The sequence below is a fragment of the Nocardia sp. NPDC050697 genome (genome assembly GCF_040654395.1).
Lineage (GTDB): Bacteria > Actinomycetota > Actinomycetes > Mycobacteriales > Mycobacteriaceae > Nocardia.
Map to the genome: position 1 here is coordinate 101,971 of NZ_JBFAHY010000011.1, position 17,655 is coordinate 119,625.

The 17,655-nt window shown below is 72.6% G+C and carries 16 protein-coding genes; 9 read left to right on the top strand and 7 right to left on the bottom strand.

The annotated features are described in order from the left end of the window. Positions 1-150 precede the first annotated feature (150 nt). Entirely contained in the window at positions 151-2,202 is a 2,052-nt protein-coding gene (locus AB0H71_RS30345; RefSeq protein WP_357027690.1) for a protein kinase, read from the top strand. Here AB0H71_RS30345 and AB0H71_RS30350 read toward each other — a convergent pair whose 3' ends face one another. The 3 genes from AB0H71_RS30350 to AB0H71_RS30360 form a co-directional block, all read right to left on the bottom strand. After that, positions 2,203-3,120, bottom strand: a complete 918-nt coding sequence (locus AB0H71_RS30350) for a patatin family protein (RefSeq protein ID WP_357027693.1) — start codon at positions 3,118-3,120, stop codon at positions 2,203-2,205. A gap of 351 nt (positions 3,121-3,471) precedes the next feature. After that, a complete protein-coding gene (locus AB0H71_RS30355; RefSeq protein ID WP_357027696.1) occupies positions 3,472-5,265 on the bottom strand; it encodes an acetyl/propionyl/methylcrotonyl-CoA carboxylase subunit alpha in 1,794 nt (597 codons plus the stop codon). Between the two features lie 272 nt (positions 5,266-5,537). Beyond that, positions 5,538-6,449 (bottom strand): sulfurtransferase, encoded by a 912-nt coding sequence (locus AB0H71_RS30360; protein WP_357027699.1) that lies wholly within the window; start codon positions 6,447-6,449, stop codon positions 5,538-5,540. Positions 6,450-6,610: 161 nt separating this feature from the next. Here AB0H71_RS30360 and AB0H71_RS30365 point away from each other — a divergent pair, with 161 nt between their 5' ends. Further along, positions 6,611-7,420: a transcriptional regulator gene (locus AB0H71_RS30365; RefSeq protein WP_357027702.1), complete on the top strand. Its 810-nt coding sequence runs from the start codon at positions 6,611-6,613 to the stop codon at positions 7,418-7,420. Here AB0H71_RS30365 and AB0H71_RS30370 read toward each other — a convergent pair. From AB0H71_RS30370 to AB0H71_RS30380, 3 genes are all read right to left on the bottom strand, one after another. After that, the gene (locus tag AB0H71_RS30370; protein WP_357027705.1) at positions 7,346-7,978 is read right to left on the bottom strand and encodes a nucleoside triphosphate pyrophosphatase; all 633 of its coding nucleotides are present in this window, start codon (positions 7,976-7,978) and stop codon (positions 7,346-7,348) included. The genes AB0H71_RS30365 and AB0H71_RS30370 overlap by 75 nt on opposite strands. 2 nt (positions 7,979-7,980) lie before the next feature. Beyond that, positions 7,981-8,307 carry an acyl-CoA carboxylase subunit epsilon gene (locus AB0H71_RS30375; RefSeq protein WP_357027708.1) on the bottom strand — a complete coding sequence of 109 codons (327 nt, stop codon included), beginning with the start codon at positions 8,305-8,307 and terminating at the stop codon, positions 7,981-7,983. Between the two features lie 160 nt (positions 8,308-8,467). Then, positions 8,468-10,108, bottom strand: coding sequence for an acyl-CoA carboxylase subunit beta (locus AB0H71_RS30380; protein WP_357027711.1), 1,641 nt, complete (start codon positions 10,106-10,108; stop codon positions 8,468-8,470). A gap of 170 nt (positions 10,109-10,278) precedes the next feature. On the opposite strand from AB0H71_RS30380, the gene AB0H71_RS30385 reads away from it, so the two are divergent. The 5 genes from AB0H71_RS30385 to AB0H71_RS30405 all read left to right on the top strand — a co-directional run bounded on the left by AB0H71_RS30385 (position 10,279) and on the right by AB0H71_RS30405 (position 15,329). Next, positions 10,279-11,064, top strand: coding sequence for a biotin--[acetyl-CoA-carboxylase] ligase (locus AB0H71_RS30385; protein WP_357027713.1), 786 nt, complete (start codon positions 10,279-10,281; stop codon positions 11,062-11,064). A gap of 126 nt (positions 11,065-11,190) precedes the next feature. Then, on the top strand, positions 11,191-12,744 hold the full coding sequence (locus AB0H71_RS30390) for an alkyl sulfatase C-terminal domain-containing protein (RefSeq protein ID WP_357027716.1): 1,554 nt from the start codon (positions 11,191-11,193) through the stop codon (positions 12,742-12,744). 53 nt (positions 12,745-12,797) lie between these two features. After that, the gene (locus tag AB0H71_RS30395) at positions 12,798-13,319 is read left to right on the top strand and encodes a PH domain-containing protein (RefSeq protein WP_357027718.1); all 522 of its coding nucleotides are present in this window, start codon (positions 12,798-12,800) and stop codon (positions 13,317-13,319) included. Between the two features lie 20 nt (positions 13,320-13,339). Beyond that, the gene (locus AB0H71_RS30400; protein ID WP_357027721.1) at positions 13,340-14,017 is read left to right on the top strand and encodes a response regulator transcription factor; all 678 of its coding nucleotides are present in this window, start codon (positions 13,340-13,342) and stop codon (positions 14,015-14,017) included. 1 nt (position 14,018) lies between these two features. Next, a complete protein-coding gene (locus AB0H71_RS30405; protein WP_357027724.1) occupies positions 14,019-15,329 on the top strand; it encodes a HAMP domain-containing sensor histidine kinase in 1,311 nt (436 codons plus the stop codon). Between the two features lie 3 nt (positions 15,330-15,332). Here the strand turns inward: AB0H71_RS30405 and AB0H71_RS30410 are convergent, their stop codons facing one another. Then, the gene (locus AB0H71_RS30410) at positions 15,333-15,893 is read right to left on the bottom strand and encodes a GtrA family protein (protein WP_357027911.1); all 561 of its coding nucleotides are present in this window, start codon (positions 15,891-15,893) and stop codon (positions 15,333-15,335) included. A 46-nt stretch (positions 15,894-15,939) separates the two neighbouring features. On the opposite strand from AB0H71_RS30410, the gene AB0H71_RS30415 reads away from it, so the two are divergent. Both AB0H71_RS30415 and purE read left to right on the top strand, forming a co-directional pair. Further along, positions 15,940-17,160: a 5-(carboxyamino)imidazole ribonucleotide synthase gene (locus AB0H71_RS30415; RefSeq protein ID WP_357027727.1), complete on the top strand. Its 1,221-nt coding sequence runs from the start codon at positions 15,940-15,942 to the stop codon at positions 17,158-17,160. After that, positions 17,153-17,653: a 5-(carboxyamino)imidazole ribonucleotide mutase gene (purE, locus tag AB0H71_RS30420; protein ID WP_357027730.1), complete on the top strand. Its 501-nt coding sequence runs from the start codon at positions 17,153-17,155 to the stop codon at positions 17,651-17,653. Before AB0H71_RS30415 ends, purE begins: the two co-directional genes overlap by 8 nt. Positions 17,654-17,655: the final 2 nt, after the last annotated feature.

Consider the following 17,655-nt stretch of genomic DNA (forward strand, 5'->3'; position numbering starts at 1 on the left):
TCGGCACTGGGCGGCGCGACGGTCCGGGGTTACGCTGCGTTCGGGGGTGGGGATCGGATTCCCGAGCTCCGATGCCGGCCCCGGCGACGGGAGGTACGTGATGGGACCCGTGCGAGCGGGCTGCGCCCGGCTGCCCGGCGGGAACCGCTGATGGCGGCCGCGCGCTTCGGCCGCTACCGGCTGGACCGGCTGCTCGGCAGCGGCGGCATGGGCCAGGTCTGGCTCGCGCACGACACCGAGGCGGGCAGGCGCTGCGCGCTGAAGCTGCTCTCCACCGAGCTCACCGCCGACGAGACCTACCGGCGCCGCTTCGAGCGCGAGGCGCGGGCGATCGCCGGGCTGGACAGCCCGCACATCGTGCCCATCCACTCGCACGGCGCCGTCGACGGGCGGCTCTACATCGAGATGGCGTACGTCGAGGGCACCGACCTGGGTGCCCGGCTGGCGTCCGGGGGGCCGCTGCCCGCCGGGGTCGCCGTCGCGGTGATCACGCAGGTGGCGCGGGCCCTGGACTGCGCGCACGCGGCCGGGCTGGTGCACCGGGATGTCAAGCCCTCCAATATCGTCGTCCGGCCGGACGGCTTCGCGGTGCTCATCGACTTCGGGATCGCGCACGGCGTGGGGCACACGCAGATGACCACCGCCGGAATGGCGATCGGCACCTGGGCGTACATGGCGCCGGAGCGGTTCTCCGGGAGCGCCGACGCCCGTGCCGACGTGTACTCCCTGGCCTGCGTGTTCTACGAGTGCCTCACCGGGAAGCGGCCGTTCGGGGACACCGACCCGGCGCGGCAGATGCACGGGCACCTCATGACGGTGCCGCCCAGCGTCGCCGGGGTGCCTGGGGTGCCCGCGGGGTTCGACGCGGTGATCGCGCGGGGGCTGGCCAAGGAGCCGGGGGACCGGTACCCCTCGGCCGGGGAGTTCGCCGCCGCGGCGGTGCGGTTGCTGCCCGGGTCGGGCGGGCCGATGCCCACGCTGTCCATGCCCGTTCCCGGCCCGGAGCCCACGCTGGTCGCCACGCGGTACGAGACGCGGCATGCCGGGGGCGCGGTCGGCGGTGCCCGCGCGGGGTCGGGGGTGGGCGGTGCCGGCGCGATCGGACAACCGGGTGTCGCGGTGGGACAGGTCGGGCCGGGTGCGGTCGGGCGGCCCGGTGTCGCGGGTGGACAGCGCGGCGGAGTGGAGCAGGCCGGTGCCGCGGGAGCGGCGGCCGGTGTCGCCGCCTGGCTCGGAGCGGCTGTCGGCCGGTCGGGCCGCGGTGGCGAGCCCGGTGCCTCCGGCCGGCCGATCCCGGCGGTGCCGGGTTCCTCCGGCCCCGGCGGCGCGCAGGCCCGGGTGGCGCCGCACGGCGCCGTGCCGCGACCGGTGCCCGCGGGCAGCCCTCGGCCCGCCGCGACCGGATACCCGGTCCCCGGCCGGGTGGTGGCTCCCGCCAGCAGCGGCAGTGCACCGGACCGCAAGTGGTACCTGCGCCGCCCGGCACCGGGCGGGACGCGCCCATCGGCGTCGGCCGCCGCCCTGGCCCGCCCCCTCCAGGACTACGCCCGCTCATTCCGCCCGGCGGGCTGGAACGCGGTCCAGCCCCGCCGCCCGGCACACGGCCCGGCCTGGCCCTCCCGCGGCGGCGCGGCGCCGGCGTACCCGGCACCCCCGGCCAGGGCCCCGCGCCGCAGGCGCAAGCGCGGCGGCCTGCTGCGCCGCCTGATCCTGGCGACCATCGTGATCGTCATCGCCCCGTTCGCGGTCGCCGCGGGCTGCCTGGCGCTGATCGCGGCGGGCACCCCCGACGATGCCGAGCGCACCCCGCCCGCCGTGCAGGAGTCGCTGGGCCCGGCCCGGGACGGCAAGTTCGAGTTCCTGGTCACCAAGGTGGAGTCCGGGGTGGCGCGGATCGGGCTGGAGGCGGCCTCCGGCGCCTACACGGTGGTCCGCATGGATATCCGCAATATCTCCGACGAGCCCAAGTGGTACACCCCGTTCGGGCAGAAGCTGATCGACAGCACCGGCCAGGCGCACGACCAGGACACCACCGCCACCGCCTGGCACAGCACCCAGCAGGGCCTCGGCTACTCCTTCGAGCTGGCGCCCGCCGCCTCCGGCTCCACCGTCCTGGTCTTCGACCTGCCGAGCGGCACCGCCCCCGCCTACCTGGAGCTGCACGACTTCGCCTTCTCCGGCGGCGTCACCGTCGGGCTCTGATCAGGCGTCGACGCGCGCGAAGGCAGTGTGCACCGCGCGCCGCCCGATCTCCAGCGCGGCGCCGAGCAGGGTGGTGTCCCGCGTGGTGTTCCCGACGTCCGGTGCGCCGGCGGGCGGGTGCAGTTGCAGTGCCGCGGTGCCGAGCTCGGCGAGGAACCGGTCCTCGGGCCCGCGCTGCGCTTCGCGCGCGATCCAGGTGCGGTAGGCGCCGGGGGCGCGCAGCCGCAGGTAGTTGCCGCCGATCACGCGGTGGGCGCGCGGGGTGGGCGGGCGGAGTTCGTCGGCGCGGCGGGTGCGCAGGACCAGCACGTGCGTCGGGTTCGAGCGGAGCGCGCTGCGGATCGGGACCGGCTCGGCGATACCGCCGTCGAAGTACGGGACGCCGTCGAGCACGACCGGGCCGCCCGCCAGGATCGGCAGGTTGGCGCTGGCCCGGAGCGCGAGCAGCAGGCTCGGCTTGTCCACGATGTGCGGGCGCAGGTCGATGGCGTTGCCGGTGCGGGCATCGGTGGCGATCGGGTGGAAGGTGGTGCTGTTGTTCAGGATGGCGGGGAAGTCCATCGGCTCCAGGCCGTCGTAGACGCGGTGCACCAGGTAGTGCACGTCGAAGGCGGCGCCGCCGCGGAAGAGGCGCCTCGGGTCGATGACGCGGTTCATGATCGCGCTGTCGGTCCAGGAGCGCATGCCGGGGATCGCGCGGCCGCACAGGAGCCAGGCGCCGTTCACCGCGCCCGCCGACGTTCCGTACACCGCGTCGAAGACACTCGCCAGCCCCAGCTCCTCCAGGCCCTGCACCATGCCGCTGGAGTACACCCCGCGGCTCCCGCCCCCCTCGATCACCAGCACCAGCCGGTGCCCGTCGGCCCGCGTTCCCGCCGCGCGCCTGCCCCGGATCACCTCGGCCACGGATCTGGTCATTCGACCGAGATTACGCCTGCGGATGGCGGGCGCTATCGCGCCCACCATCCCGGTGGAGGGAGGAACTCCTCGGGGGCTGCGCCCCCGAACCCCCGCTTCGCCTGACCGGCGGTGGAAGATCGGGGCTGAGTCTCTGTAGACGCGGGGCCTGCCTGTCCGGTGGTGGGGATCCCCGCGTCGCCTGACCGGCGGTGTGAGGCCGAGGTGCCAGGCATGCGACTCCCCGGGCCCGCGCTCGCGAGGCGGCGGCCCGGTCCGGGGGTTCGGGGGCGAACGCCCCCGATTCATAACCAGACAACAACGGAGGGCGGTGAGCGCGTCAGCGCTCACCGCCCTCCGGACGCGGAACTTCTACTTGATCTCCGCCAGCACAGTGCCCTGGGTAATGGCAGCCCCGGCCTCGACGGCAAGCCCGGTCACCACCCCCGCCTTGTGCGCATTGACCGGATTCTCCATCTTCATCGCCTCGAGCACGGCGATCAGATCGCCGGCCTCGACCGACTGCCCCTCCTCGACCGCGACCTTGACCACGGTCCCCTGCATGGGCGCGGTCACCGCGTCACCGGAGGCGGCACCGGCGCCGGCCCCGCCCCGCTTGCGCGGCTTCGGCTTCTTGCGGACGACGCCGTTCCCGGCGGGGGCGGCGCCGCCGCCGATGGAGAAGCTACCGGGCAGCGAGACCTCGACCCGGCGCCCGCCGACCTCGACGACCACCTTCTGCCGCGGCTCCTCCTCGTCCTCCTCGGCGGGGGCGCCGGGGGTGTAGGGCTCGACGGTGTTGTTCCACTCGTTCTCGATCCACTTGGTGTAGACGTCGAACGAGGTGCCGTCGCCGATGAAGGCGGGGTCGTCGATGACGGCGCGGTGGAACGGGATGACCGTGGCCAGCCCCTCGACCTGGTACTCGGCCAGCGCCCGGCGGGCCCGCTCCAGCGCCTGGGTGCGGTTCTCGCCGGTGACGATGAGCTTGGCCAGCATGGAGTCGAACTGGCCGCCGATCACGCTGCCCTGCACCACGCCGGAGTCGACGCGCACGCCGGGGCCGGTGGGCTCGCTGTACACCGCGACCGGGCCGGGGGCGGGCAGGAAGCCGCGCCCGGCGTCCTCACCGTTGATCCGGAACTCGATGGCGTGGCCGCGCGGGGCCGGGTCCTCGGTGATCTCGAGGGCGTCGCCGTTGGCGATGCGGAACTGCTGGCGCACCAGGTCGATGCCCGCGGTCTCCTCGGTGACCGGGTGCTCCACCTGCAGGCGGGTGTTCACCTCGAGGAAGGAGACGGTCTCGCCCTGCACCAGGTACTCCACGGTGCCGGCGCCGTAGTACCCGGCCTCCTTGCAGATCCGCTTGGCGGACTCGTGGATCTGGGCGCGCACGGCGTCCGAGAGGAACGGCGCGGGGGCCTCCTCGACCAGCTTCTGGAAGCGGCGCTGCAGCGAGCAGTCACGGGTGCCCGCGACCACGACATTGCCGTGCGTGTCCGCGATGACCTGCGCCTCGACGTGCCGCGCCTTGTCCAGGTACTGCTCGACGAAGCACTCGCCGCGGCCGAAGGCGGCGATCGCCTCGCGGGTCGCCGACTCGAACAGCTCCGGGATCTCCTCGATGGTGTGCGCGACCTTCATGCCGCGCCCGCCGCCGCCGTACGCGGCCTTGATGGCCACCGGGACGCCGTGCTTCTTCGCGAACTCGACGACCTCGTCGGCGTTCTTGACCGGGTCCTTGGTGCCCGCGGCCATCGGCGCGTTCGCGCGCTCGGCGATGTGCCGCGCGGTGACCTTGTCGCCGAGGTCGCGGATGGACTGCGGCGAGGGGCCGATCCAGATCAGCCCGGCGTCCAGGACGGCCTGGGCGAAGTCGGCGTTCTCCGAGAGGAAGCCGTAGCCGGGGTGGATGGCGTCGGCGCCGGAGCGGGCCGCCGCGTCCAGGATCTTGTCGAACACCAGGTACGACTCGGCCGAGGTCTGGCCACCGAGGGCGAAGGCCTCGTCGGCGAGCTTCACGAACGGCGCGTCGGCGTCGGGTTCCGCGTAGACAGCGACGCTGCCGAGGCCGGCATCCTTGGCCGCCCGGATAACGCGCACCGCGATCTCGCCTCGATTGGCGACGAGTACCTTCGAGATCCGCGCGCTGGCATGGCTGGGCACTGAGCCTCCTGTGTGCATTCTTCTGGTCGCTTCGCGGGGTAGGGTTCTTTTCGCTCCCGTGGGTCGCAACCTACGTTCTCGGCGAGTGTAGGCAGTGTGCCAACACGGGCGGAACCCGGCCAGCCCTACTGGACAGTAGGCCGCAGATCACAATCCCCCCGTTTTCCCCCGCGCGGACCGCCGTTCGCGCACGCGGCGGGGGTTCGAGTGCCATCGGCCCAGGTCGGAAAGGTCTCCGGAGCGCACCTGCCGGGTGGCCGGAAGGGTATGCGTCAGCGGCTGTTTCGGCGGGCTCCGGCGAGCGGCGCCTGCCCCGGCTCGGCACCGCGTGCCACCGGCATCCGGACCGCGCTGCCCCACTCCAGCCAGGAGCCGTCGTAGTTGCGCACCGCGGGGAGGCCGAGCAACTTCGCGAGCACGAACCAGCTGTGCCCGGCGCGCTCGCCGACCCGGCTGTAGACCACCACGTCGTCGGCGCCCGCCACCGCGGCGTAGGCGCGGTCCAGCTCGGCGCGCGGCCGGAAGCGGCCGGCCGGGCCGACCGCCTCGGTCCACGGGATGTTCACCGCGGTCGGGATGTGCCCGCCGCGCGGGGCGGTCTCCCGCGAGCGGTCCGGCTCGTGCGGGTCCTCGCCCGCGTACTCGGCGGGCGAGCGCACATCGACGAGGGGCAGCCCGAGGTGGCGCAGCACGTCGTCGCGGAAGGCGCGGGTGGTGGCGTCGTCGCGCTCCACCGCCGGGTAGCCGACCGCGGGGATGATCGGCGCGTCGAAGGTGGTGTCCCTGGCCTCGGAGATCCAGGCGTCCCGGCCGCCGTCGAGCAGCCGGACGTCCGGGTGGCCGAAGAGCCCGAAGAGCCAGGCGGTGTGCGCGGCCTGGGAGTTGCCGCGGTCGCCGTAGAGCACCACGGTGTCGTCCCTGGCGATGCCCTTGGCCCGCATGAGCTCGGTGAAGCGGGCGCCGTCGAGGTAGTCGCGGCTCAGCTCGTCGCCGAGCTCGGCGCGCCCGTCGATCTTGACCGCGCCCGGGATGTGCCCGATGTCGTAGAGCTGCGGGTCCTCGTTCGCCTCGACGATCCGCAGGCCACGAGCCCCGAGGTTTGCCGACAGCCATTCGGTGGTTACCAAGTGGTCGGGGTGTGCGAACTTGGCGAACGCCGGGTTCGGATCCGGGGCGAGTGGCACGATCTGTTTCCTCCACACTCGATCGAGAAGTGGTAACGGTGGTGTGGTCGCGCGCGGTGAAACCCGTGTGGGTCGGTGAACTCGTTTCAGATCACGATCGGATGAATGGTGATTTCGCCGCACCCCCATCCGATAAAGTCTCCCGGGAGGAGGGGTGAGCTATGTCCGATTCTTGGCCGCGGCGGCGACTGCTCGCGATCCTACGTGGCGCGGAGGAGCCCCTCGACGCCCAGGAGCTGGCCCGGATCACCGGCCAGCACGTGACCACGGTTCGTTTCCACCTGGATGTGCTCACCCGGGAGTCCCTGGTCCGGCAGTTCCAGCAGCCGCCGCGCGGCCGCGGCCGGCCGCGGATCGGCTACTCCGCGGTGCAGCGATCGGTGGGCTACCAGGATCTCGCGCAGGCGCTCGCCGATCAGCTCGGGCCGGACCGCAGGGCCCGCACCGAGGCCGGGATCGCCGCGGGCCGGGCCTGGGGCGCCAAGCTGGACGCCGGCGAGGAGCGGGTGGAGACGCTGGACGGCGCCAAGGACCTCTCCATGACGCTCTCCTCGGAGCTCGGCTTCGCGCCGGAGCGCGACCCCGGCGCCGACACCGCGGAGCAGGTGCAGATCCGGCTCACCGCCTGCCCGCTGCGCGAGCTGGCGCGCACGCACTCGGATGTGGTGTGCGGCGTGCACGTCGGGCTGCTGCAGGAGGTGCTGGACCGCAGCGGCGCGCGCGACCGGGTGAAGGTGTGGATGCGGCCGTTCGTCGAGCCGGAGCTCTGCCTGGCCCGGCTGGAGCTGGTGCGCGGCCGCCCGGAGCCGAGCGCGCGCTCGGAGGAGCCGCGCGAGGTGCCGACGCTGCCCATCGTGGACACCCCGGTGGCGGCCGAGCCGCTGATCGCCCCGCCCTCAGCCGGGCGGATCCCCCCACAGCTGCGCAATGGAGAGACCGACGTCGTGAAGGAGTCGGCGAAGCAGTGGTAGCCCGATCCCGATGACGCTGGAGGGATCGCCCTCCAGCCGCTCCACGAACCAGCCGCCACGGCCGTCGAGGGTGAAGGCCCCCGCCACCTGCAGCGGCTCGCCGGTGGCGATGTAGGCATCCAGGTCGGCCGGGTCGGGGTCGGCGAAGTGCACCGTCGTCGTGCTGGTGTCGACCGCCGAGGCGATCACCGCGCCGTCGGCCAGCCGCAGCACGCAGTGCCCGGTGAGCAGGTCGGCGCTGCGCCCGGCCACCGCCTTCCAGCGCTCGCGGGCCACCTCGGGGGTGTACGGCTTGCCCTGGAGTTCGCCGTCGACCAGCAGCATGGAATCGCAGCCGACGACGACGCAGTCGGCGGGCAGGTCACCCGCCGCGACGACCGCGTTCGCCTTGGCCTTCGCCAGCTCCTCGACCACCGTGCTCGGCGCGGAGTCCGGCGGCAGCGCGGCGGCCACCGCGTCCTCGTCGACATCGGAGATCCGGACGATCGGCTCGATGCCGGCGGCGCGGAGCACCGCCCGGCGGGCGGGCGACGCCGAGGCCAGGACCAGAACGGGCACGGTCAGTCGCGGCCGTACGCCAGCGCGGGGAAGGCGTAGGGCGAGAACGGCGCGGCGCCGCGGTGCAGCAGGGTGGGGCTGCCCCACAGGTCGAGCGGCCCCTGCTCGCCCGGCGCGGCCGAACCGGCAGCCGCCGCGGTGAACACACAGACCAGCGCGGCGATCTCGGCGTCCGAGGGGTTGCCGCGCTCGACCCGGATCAGCGGGGCGATGCTCGCCTCGGCCGCGGCCGGCTCGGCGCTCGCCGCCTCGGTCTCCGCCGGGATCGAATCGGCCGTGAGGTCGAGTTCGACGGCGGACAACACCTCGTCTTCTGCCACGGTCGTCACAGTGCAGATCCTCTCTCTACCTCGGGCGGGTGCACCCTTCTGGGGTATACCCGGCCGAGCGCCGCTGGCACCGGCGAATGTGAAGGCAGCTGCCTCCGCATCCACCAGTGTGCGGCTACATCGTTACCAGTGTGCGCGGCCTACGAAGGGTATCGCGCGATCAGAGCGGGATGTTGCCGTGCTTCTTGGGCGGCAGGCTGACCATCTTGCGCTCCAGCAGCCGCAGCGCGGAGACGATCTGGCCGCGGGTGTGTGAGGGCGGGATGACCGCGTCCACGTAGCCGCGCTCGGCCGCCACGTACGGGTTCACGAGCGTGTCCTCGTACTCGTTCTGCAGCTCTACCCGCAGCGCATCGACGTCGGCGCCCTCGGCGGCGGCGTCCTGGAGCTTCTTCCGGTAGACGAAGCCGATGGCGCCCGAGGCGCCCATGACGGCGATCTGCGCGGTCGGCCAGGCCAGGTTCACATCGGCGCCGAGGTGCTTGGAGCCCATGACGTCGTAGGCGCCGCCGTAGGCCTTGCGGGTGATGATGGTGATCTTCCCCACAGTGGCCTCACCGTAGGCGTAGAGCAGCTTGGCGCCGCGCCGGATGATGCCGTTGTACTCCTGCCCGGTGCCGGGCAGGAAGCCGGGAACATCGACCAGGGTGATGATCGGGACGTTGAAGGCATCGCAGGTGCGGACGAAGCGCGCCGCCTTCTCCGAGGCGTCGATATCGAGGCAGCCGGCGAACTGGGTGGGCTGGTTGGCCACGATGCCGACGCTGCGGCCGTCGATCCGGCCGAAGCCGACGATGATGTTCATCGCGCGCTCGGCCTGCACCTCGAGGAACTCGTCGTCGTCCAGCAGCCGGCGGATGACCTCGTGCATGTCGTACGGCTGGTTCGGCGAGTCCGGGATCAGCGAGTCGAGCTCCAGATCCTCCTCGGTGAGCGACTCCTCGATGGCGCCGGTCACCGGGTCGGTCGCGGGGAAGCGCGGCGCCTCGGCGCGGTTGTTGCTCGGCAGGTAGGAGAGCAGGTCCTTGACGTAGTCGAGCGCGTCCTGCTCGCCGGAGGCGACGTAGTGCGCGACGCCGGACTTCACCATGTGCGTGTGCGCGCCGCCCAGATCCTCCATGGTGACGTCCTCGCCGGTGACCGTCTTGATGACGTCGGGGCCGGTGACGAACATCTGGCTGGTCTGATCGACCATGACCACGAAGTCGGTGAGCGCGGGGGAGTAGACGTGCCCGCCCGCGGCCGGGCCCATGATCAGCGAGATCTGCGGGATCACGCCGGAGGCCTGGATATTGCGGTGGAAGATCTCGCCGTAGAGGCCGAGCGAGACGACGCCCTCCTGGATGCGCGCGCCTGCGCCCTCGTTGATGCCGACCAGCGGGCGGCCGGTCTTCAGCGCGAGATCCATGACCTTGACGATCTTCTCGCCGTACACCTCGCCGAGGCTGCCGCCGAAGACGGTGACGTCCTGGCTGAAGATGCAGACGTCGCGGCCGTCGACGGTGCCGTAGCCGGTGACGACGCCGTCACCGAGCGGGCGGTTCTTGTCCAGCCCGAAGTTCACGCTCCGGTGCCTGGCCAGGGCGTCGAGCTCGACGAACGAGCCCTCGTCCAGCAGCGCGAGGATGCGCTCGCGGGCCGTCATCTTGCCCTTGGCGTGCACCTTGTCGACGGCGGCCTCGCCCATCGGGTGCTTGGCCTCGTCCAGCCGGTTGCGCAGGTCAGCGAGCTTCCCGGCGGTCGTGTGGATATCGGGTTCGCCCGCCGATCCGGATGCGGGCTGCTGCTGGACACTCGTCATGGGTTCGGAGTGTAACCAGTGCCTGTGGTACCGGGTAACACCTCCTCCGCTACTCATCGGTAGAAAAGCCCTGGTCGCCGTCGGATTTCCGGAGTTGTGCACAGCTGGCGCAAGGGGTCTGCCGACCCCGGAATCGCAGGTCGCGGGGTGCGGCCGAGTAGCCTGCCGCTGTGCAGCGGACACCCCTTGACGCCGAGCGGCTGCGCCGCGAACTCGCCTCCTCCTTCACCCGGCTCGATGTGGTCGAGACCACCGGCTCCACCAATGCCGACCTGATCGCGCGGGCCGTCGCGGAGCCGGATGCCGACCGCCAGGTGCTGCTCGCGGAGCTGCAGGAGAGCGGGCGCGGCAGGCACGCCAGGGCGTGGGGCAGCCCGCCGCGCACCCAGATCTCGGTCTCGATCCTGGTCCGGCTGGCGGGCGTGAACCCCGAGGTGCTCGGCTGGTTGCCGCTGCTCACCGGGATCGCCGTGGTGGACGCCGTGCGCACGGCGGCGGGGGTGCCCGCCGAGCTCAAGTGGCCGAACGACGTGCTGGTCGGCGGCCGCAAGCTGGCGGGCATCCTGGCTGAGGTGGCGCTCGCGGGGCCGGACCCGGCGGTGGTGGTCGGCGTCGGGCTGAACGCCGAGCTCACCGCGGACGAGCTGCCGGTGCCGCACGCGACCTCGCTGGTGCTGGAGGGCGCCACCGTGGACCGCACCACCATGGCCGCCGCCCTGCTCACCGCCTTCGCCGGCCGCTTCACCGCCTGGCGGGACGCGGGCTGGGATACCGCCGGGCTCGCCGCCGCCTACCGCGAGCGCTGCGGCACCCTCGGCGCCCGGGTGCGCGCCGAGCTGCCCGGCGGCCGCGCGCTGGTCGGGATCGCCACCGACATCGATGCCGCGGGCCGGCTGCTCGTCGGCTCCGAGGCGGTCTCCGCGGGCGACGTCACCCACCTGCGCCCCGACGCCTGATCTCATCCGCATCGGGTGACCCGGGCCGCCGCCGCGCCGCCCAGGATCGAACCGGACCACCGGACCGCGCCCGGCCGCCCGCGCCCCGCGCCGCCCCTTCCGGTCGGCCGGACGAGAGGGCGCCCGATGGCGACAACGGAACAGGTCGAGACCGACTTCGCCGATGCCGATCGCGGCTTCGTCGGCACCGACGACGCGCCGATCACCGGCGCCGACGGCCGGGTGGTCTTCCACCCGGGGGCCTACGACTTCCTGGCCGCCGAGCCGCCCGCGCAGGTGCACCCCGGGCTCTGGCGGCAGAGCCGGCTCAATGCCGAGCACGGGCTGTACGAGGTGACCGCGGGCATCTACCAGGTGCGCGGCTTCGACATCTCCACTATGACGCTGATCGAGGGCGCCACCGGGGTGATCGTGGTCGACCCGCTCACCGCCGCCGAGACCGCCGCCGCCGCGCTCGCGCTGTACCGGCGGCACCGCGGCGACCGCCCGGTGACCGCGGTGATCTACACGCACCCGCACGCCGACCACTTCGGCGGCGTGCTCGGCGTGGTGCAGCCGGGCACCAGGGTGCCGATCGTGGCGCCGGAGCACTTCCTGGAGCACGCCGTCTCGGAGAACGTCTACGCCGGGGTCGCCACGCTGCGCCGCGGCTACTACTACGGCGGCGACCCGCTGCCGCTCGCGGCCGACGGCAAGGTCGGCATCGGCCTCGGGGTCTGCCCTGCCCACGGCAGCATCGGGCTGCTCGCCCCGACCGTCGAGATCAGCGCCACCGGCGAGGCGGCCACCTACGACGGCGTCGAATTCGTCTTCCAGATGACGCCGGGCACCGAGGCGCCCGCCGAGATGAACTTCCACCTGCCCGGCCACCGGGCGCTCTGCATGGCCGAGAACACCGCGCACAACCTGCTGACGCTGCGCGGCGCCCAGGTGCGCGACCCGCGGATCCGGTCCCGCTACATCGCCGAGGCGACCGAGCTCTTCGGCGGCGAGAGCGATGTGCTCTTCGCCTCGCACCACTGGCCCACCTGGGGCCGCGCGCGGATCGCCGAGTACCTGCGCGCGCAGCGCGATCTCTACGCCTACCTGCACGACCAGTCGGTGCGGCTGATGAATCAGGGGTGCACCGGGGCCGAGATCGCCGAGCGGATCACGCTGCCGGAATCGCTGGCGGCGAACCAGCACGTGCGCGGGTACTACGGCTCGGTGAGCCACAATGTGAAGGCCGTCTTCCAGCGCTATCTGGGCTGGTACGACGGGAATCCGGCGCAGCTCCGGCAGCATCCGCCGGTCGAGCGGGCGCGCAACGGCGTCACCGCGCCCGCGCTCTCGTCCGCCGGGATGGCGGGCGCGCTCACCGTGACCCAGCTCTTCGACACCGTCGCCATCCGGCTGGTGCCGGAGCGCGCGGGCGATCAGCGGCTGAGCATCCACTGGGTCCTCACCGACCTGGCCGAGCACTACCGGATGGAGCTCGGCAACGCGGTGCTCGTGCACTTCCCGACCCGCCGCGACGACGCAGCCGACCTCACCGTCGAGCTCACCCACCCGCAGCTGCTCGCCGCGCTGACCACCGGTGATCTCGGCGCGGTGCGCTGCACCGGCGACCCGGGGGTGCTGCGCCGCATCCTCGCCATGACCGACGCCCCCGACCCGAGGTTCGCCGTCGTCACGCCCTGATCGGCGAATCGCGCTGCGGCCGTGCCGTCTCCGCCGCGCGGTAGGGTGCGGCCATGGGTTATCCGGAGGACGTGCTGGCCCCCGACGAGCACCTGCTGCTGCATCGCCACCCGCACTGGAAGATGTTGTTCTGGCCGATCGTCATCCTGGTGGCCGCCACCGCGCTGGCCGGGTTCGGCGGCGGCGTGATCTCCCGGAACGTCACCGACGAGACGGTGCGGCTCGGGCTGCTCGTCGTGGTACTCGTGGTGTGGGTGGCGCTGCTCGCCTGGCGCGTGATCGGGCCGGTGATCAGCTGGAAGTCCACGCACTTCATCGTCACCGACCGGCGGGTTCTGGTGCGGCAGGGCGTGCTCACGCACTCCGGCATCGATATCCCCATGAGCCGGATCTCCAGCGTGCAGTTCCGGCACGGGCTCTTCGACCGGCTGCTCGGCACCGGCACCCTGATCATCGGCTCCTCCTCCGACGAGCCGCTGGAGTACGACGACATCCCCGCGGTGCAGCAGGTGCACTCGCTCCTCTACCACCAGGTCTTCGAGGTCGAGCACCGGCACGAGCGCTGGGACAACTGATCCGCCCGTAATCTGGGCCCATGACGGCGGTATTGCTCGGCGAGGACGACGAGGCGATCGCGGCACCGCTCTCGCGCGCACTCGGCCGCGAGGGCTACACGGTGACCGTGGAGAGCTTCGGCCCCGCGGTGCTGCGCCGCGCGCTGGAGGGCGGTCACGACCTGCTCATCCTCGACCTCGGGTTGCCCGGTATGGACGGGCTCGAGGTGTGCAGGCAGGTGCGGGCCAGCGGGGCCGAGCTGGCCGTGCTCATGCTCACCGCGCGCACCGACGAGGTGGACTTCGTGGTCGGGCTGGACGCGGGCGCCGACGACTACGTCGGCAAGCCGTTCCGGCTGGCCGAGCTGCTGGCCCGGGTGCGCGCGCTGCTGCGCCGCAGCGGCCTCGGCGACGACACCGTCGAGGTCGGCGGCATCCGGCTGGAGCCGGCCGCGCGCCGGGTGCTGGTGAACGGCGTCGAGGTCGGGCTGGCGAACAAGGAGTACGAGCTGCTCAAGGTGCTGATCGACCGGGCCGGGCAGGTGGTGCCGCGGGAGACCATCCTGCGCGAGGTCTGGGGCGATGCCGAGCTGCGCGGCTCCAAGACGCTCGACATGCACATGTCCTGGCTGCGCCGCAAGATCGGCGACGAGGGGCCGATGGCCGAGCGCCGGATCGTCACCGTGCGCGGTGTCGGGTTCCGGCTGAACACCGACTGACGTGCGCCGCCGCATCCTGCGCTCGATGCTCACCGTGCTGACGCTCACCACGGTGGTGCTCGGGCTGCCACTGGTCTACACCGCCTGGCTCTGGGTGGAGGACATCACCCGCAACGACCTGCGCGACCGGCTGGACCGGATGGCGAGCGAGATCATCGCGCAGGAGCAGGAGACCGGGATCGTCCCCGGCGAGCTGGACACCAGGGCGGTGGCCACGCTGGTGCCGGACGGCGGCAAGCTCACCATCGTCTACCCGGCCCCGCTGGACAGCGCCGTCCGGATGGACATCGGGGTGGACCGGGTGAGTGATCCGCTGGTCGAATCGCTCTCCATGGGCGAGCGCGGTTCGCTGCGGCTGGAGATGCCGTCCGGGCCCATGCACGCCATGCAGCGGCAGGCGGTGGGCGCGGTGGCGCTGGCGGTGCTGGCCTCGCTGACCGCGGCGGTGACGGTCGCGGTGGTCACCGCGCGCCGGGTCGCCGACCCGCTCAGCGATGTCGCCGCGCGCGCCGCCCGGCTCGCCGAGGGCGATTTCCGGCCGGACAACCGGCGGCACGGCATCGCCGAGCTGGACCGGGTCTCGGACGTGCTCGACGCCGCCACCGTGGAGATCGCCGGGCGGCTGCAGCGCGAGCACGCCCTGGTCGCCGATGTCTCGCACCAGCTGCGCAGCCGGCTCACCGCGGTCCGGCTGCGGCTGGACGAGCTCTCCGTGCACGCCGACCCGGACGTGGTGCAGGAGGCCGAGGCGGCGATGGCCCAGGTGGACCGGCTCACCGGCGCCATCGACGACCTGGTCCGCGCCTCCAGGGACGACGACGCCGCGGACCGCGACCCGGTGCCGGTGATGGACGAGCTGCGCGGCGTGATCGCGGAGTGGACGCATCCGTTCCGGGACGCCGGGCGGGTGCTCACCCTGCTCGGCGACGAGTCGCTGCGCGCCCCGATCATGGGCTCCCGGCTGCGCGAGGCGCTCGCCGTGCTGCTGGACAACGCGCTCAACCACGGCGACGGCACCTGCACCGTCTCGGTGCGGCTGGTGCACGGCGGCAGGGCGCGGGTGCCGCTGGTCTGCGTGGAGGTGGCCGATCAGGGCGACGGGGTCAGCGACGAGCTGGCGCCGCACATCTTCGACCGCGGCTTCTCCGGGGCCGGCTCGACCGGGGTCGGGCTGGCGCTGGCGCGGGCGCTGGTGGAGGCCGACGGCGGCCGGCTGGAATTGCAGCGCAGGCGCCCCGCGCTGTTCGCGCTCTTTCTCGGCGCGCCGACGCCGAATCGGGTTTCCGCCGGGGTGGGCGCGGAGCCGCGCTGAAAGTCAGGGACGCACCGTCGGCGGCTCGGTGCCGAGATTCTCGACCTCGATGAGCTCCTCGAGCTCTTCGATGATGACGTCCATTTCGTCCGGAAAAACCCAGCGCCGCATCGCCCAGAAACGGAACGCCATCTGCAGCAGATTGCCGATCAGGAACGCGCTCACGAAGTCGGCGATGTTCTCGGTGGCGAAGCTCACGTCCGGCTGGCGCAGATCGAAGACGTAGCTGGAAATCCACAGCGGAATATTGCTCAGCGCCACGCCGATGCCGCTGACCACGAAGAACAGCAGCGCCTCGTGGTGCTTCTCCCGGCCGCCGCGGTTCTTGAACGACCACTCCCGATTGAGAATGTAGGAGGCGATCACCGCGATCACCCCGGAAATGATCTTGGCCGTCACCGGCTTGTCCGCCAGCACCGTCCACTTCAGCAGGTAGAAAATGCCGCTGTCGATCACGAAGGTGGTGGCGCCGACGATCGCGAACTTGATCAGCTCACGATTACGGAGCGCCAGCTCCCGTGCTGCGGGCGGGAGTGCGCGGACCACGTCGTCGACGATTGACACAAGGCCCGAGTGTAGCGCCGGGTCGCGCGCGCCGATTTTGCGCTCCATGACAACATTGACCGACGTGAGCGCACGTTCCTTCGATCCAGCGGCGATGCCGACCGTCACCATGGTCGGTGGCGGGCAACTCGCGCGGATGACGCACCAGGCCGCGATCGCCCTCGGGCAGCGGCTGCGGGTACTGGCCGAGCGGCCGGACGACCCCGCCGCACAGGTCAGCCCGGACGTGGTCTTCGGCAGCCATGCCGACCCGGTGGCGCTGCGGAAAGCCGCGGTCGGGTCGCACGCGCTGACCTTCGACCACGAGCACGTGCCGACCGAGCACCTGGAGGCGCTGGTCGCCGAGGGCGTCAATGTGCAGCCGCCGCCGGGCGCGCTGCGGTACGCCCAGGACAAGCTGGCCATGCGGACCCGGCTCGCCGAGCTCGGGCTGCCGGTGCCCGCCTTCACCGCCGTCGAGACGGCGGCCGACGCCGAGCGGTTCGGGGACGAGCACGGCTGGCCGGTGGTGCTCAAGGCGATCCGCGGCGGGTACGACGGCCGCGGGGTCTGGATGCCCGCCGACGCCGCCGCGGCGCGCGCCGTCGTCGACGAGCAGCGCGCCCGCGGGGTGCCGCTGCTGGCCGAGGCCAGGGTGGCGTGGGTGCGCGAGCTCTCCGCCATGGTGGCGCGCTCGCCGTTCGGGCAGGCCGCCACCTGGCCGGTGGTGGAGACGGTGCAGCGCAACGGCCAGTGCGCGGTGGTGCTCGCGCCCGCGCCCGGGCTCTCCGAGGAGCTCGCCGCCGAGGCTGAGACGCTGGCGCTGCACCTGGCCGCCGAGCTCGGCGTCGTCGGCGTGATGGCGGTCGAGCTCTTCGAGACCGCGGCGGGCGAACTGCTCGTGAACGAGCTCGCCATGCGCCCGCACAACAGCGGCCACTGGGGCATGGACGGCGCCCGCACCGGCCAGTTCGAGCAGCACCTGCGCGCCGTGCTGGACTACCCGCTCGGCGACACCACCCCGCTGGCGCCGGTCACCGTGATGGCGAACATCCTCGGCGCGCCGGAGGCGCCCGCCATGGCGATGGACGAGCGGCTGCACCACCTCTTCGCCCGGCTGCCGGAGGCCAAGGTGCACCTCTACGGCAAGGGCGAGCGGCCCGATCGCAAGATCGGCCACGTGAACATCCTCGGCGACGACGTCGCCGCGGTGCGGGAGAAGGCGGAGCGGGCGGCGCACTGGATGTCGCACGCGGTATGGACCGACGGATGGGATCCGCATGAGTGAACCGCAGGTCGGCCTGATCATGGGCAGCGACTCGGACTGGCCGACGATGGAGGCCGCGGCCGAGGCGCTCGCCGAGTTCGGCATCCGCTTCGAGGTGGGCGTGGTCTCCGCGCACCGCACCCCGCAGCGCATGCTCGACTACGCGAAGGCCGCTGCCGAGCGCGGCATCAAGGTGATCATCGCCGGTGCCGGCGGCGCCGCCCACCTGCCCGGCATGGTCGCCTCCGCCACCCCGCTCCCGGTGATCGGCGTCCCGGTGCCGCTGAAGTACCTGGACGGCATGGACTCGCTGCTCTCCATCGTGCAGATGCCGGCCGGCGTCCCGGTCGCCACCGTCTCCATCGGCGGCGCCCGCAATGCCGGGCTGCTCGCCGCCCGCATCCTCGGCACCGCCGACCCGGCCCTGCGCACCCGCATGGAGACCTTCCAGTCGAATCTCGAGCAACTCGTCCTCGGCAAGGACGAAGCGCTGCGCGCGAAGCTGCTCGGCTGAGC

Bases quoted from the DNA above. Each gene is read 5' to 3' on its own strand.
- AB0H71_RS30415 (WP_357027727.1), top strand. From the start codon at position 15,940: ATGACAACATTGACCGACGTGAGCGCACGTTCCTTCGATCCAGCGGCG.
- AB0H71_RS30345 (WP_357027690.1), top strand. From the start codon at position 151: ATGGCGGCCGCGCGCTTCGGCCGCTACCGGCTGGACCGGCTGCTCGGC.
- AB0H71_RS30390 (WP_357027716.1), top strand. From the start codon at position 11,191: ATGGCGACAACGGAACAGGTCGAGACCGACTTCGCCGATGCCGATCGC.
- AB0H71_RS30400 (WP_357027721.1), top strand. From the start codon at position 13,340: ATGACGGCGGTATTGCTCGGCGAGGACGACGAGGCGATCGCGGCACCG.
- AB0H71_RS30380 (WP_357027711.1), bottom strand. From the start codon at position 10,108: ATGACGAGTGTCCAGCAGCAGCCCGCATCCGGATCGGCGGGCGAACCC.
- AB0H71_RS30350 (WP_357027693.1), bottom strand. From the start codon at position 3,120: ATGACCAGATCCGTGGCCGAGGTGATCCGGGGCAGGCGCGCGGCGGGA.
- purE (WP_357027730.1), top strand. From the start codon at position 17,153: ATGAGTGAACCGCAGGTCGGCCTGATCATGGGCAGCGACTCGGACTGG.
- AB0H71_RS30395 (WP_357027718.1), top strand. From the start codon at position 12,798: ATGGGTTATCCGGAGGACGTGCTGGCCCCCGACGAGCACCTGCTGCTG.
- AB0H71_RS30365 (WP_357027702.1), top strand. From the start codon at position 6,611: ATGTCCGATTCTTGGCCGCGGCGGCGACTGCTCGCGATCCTACGTGGC.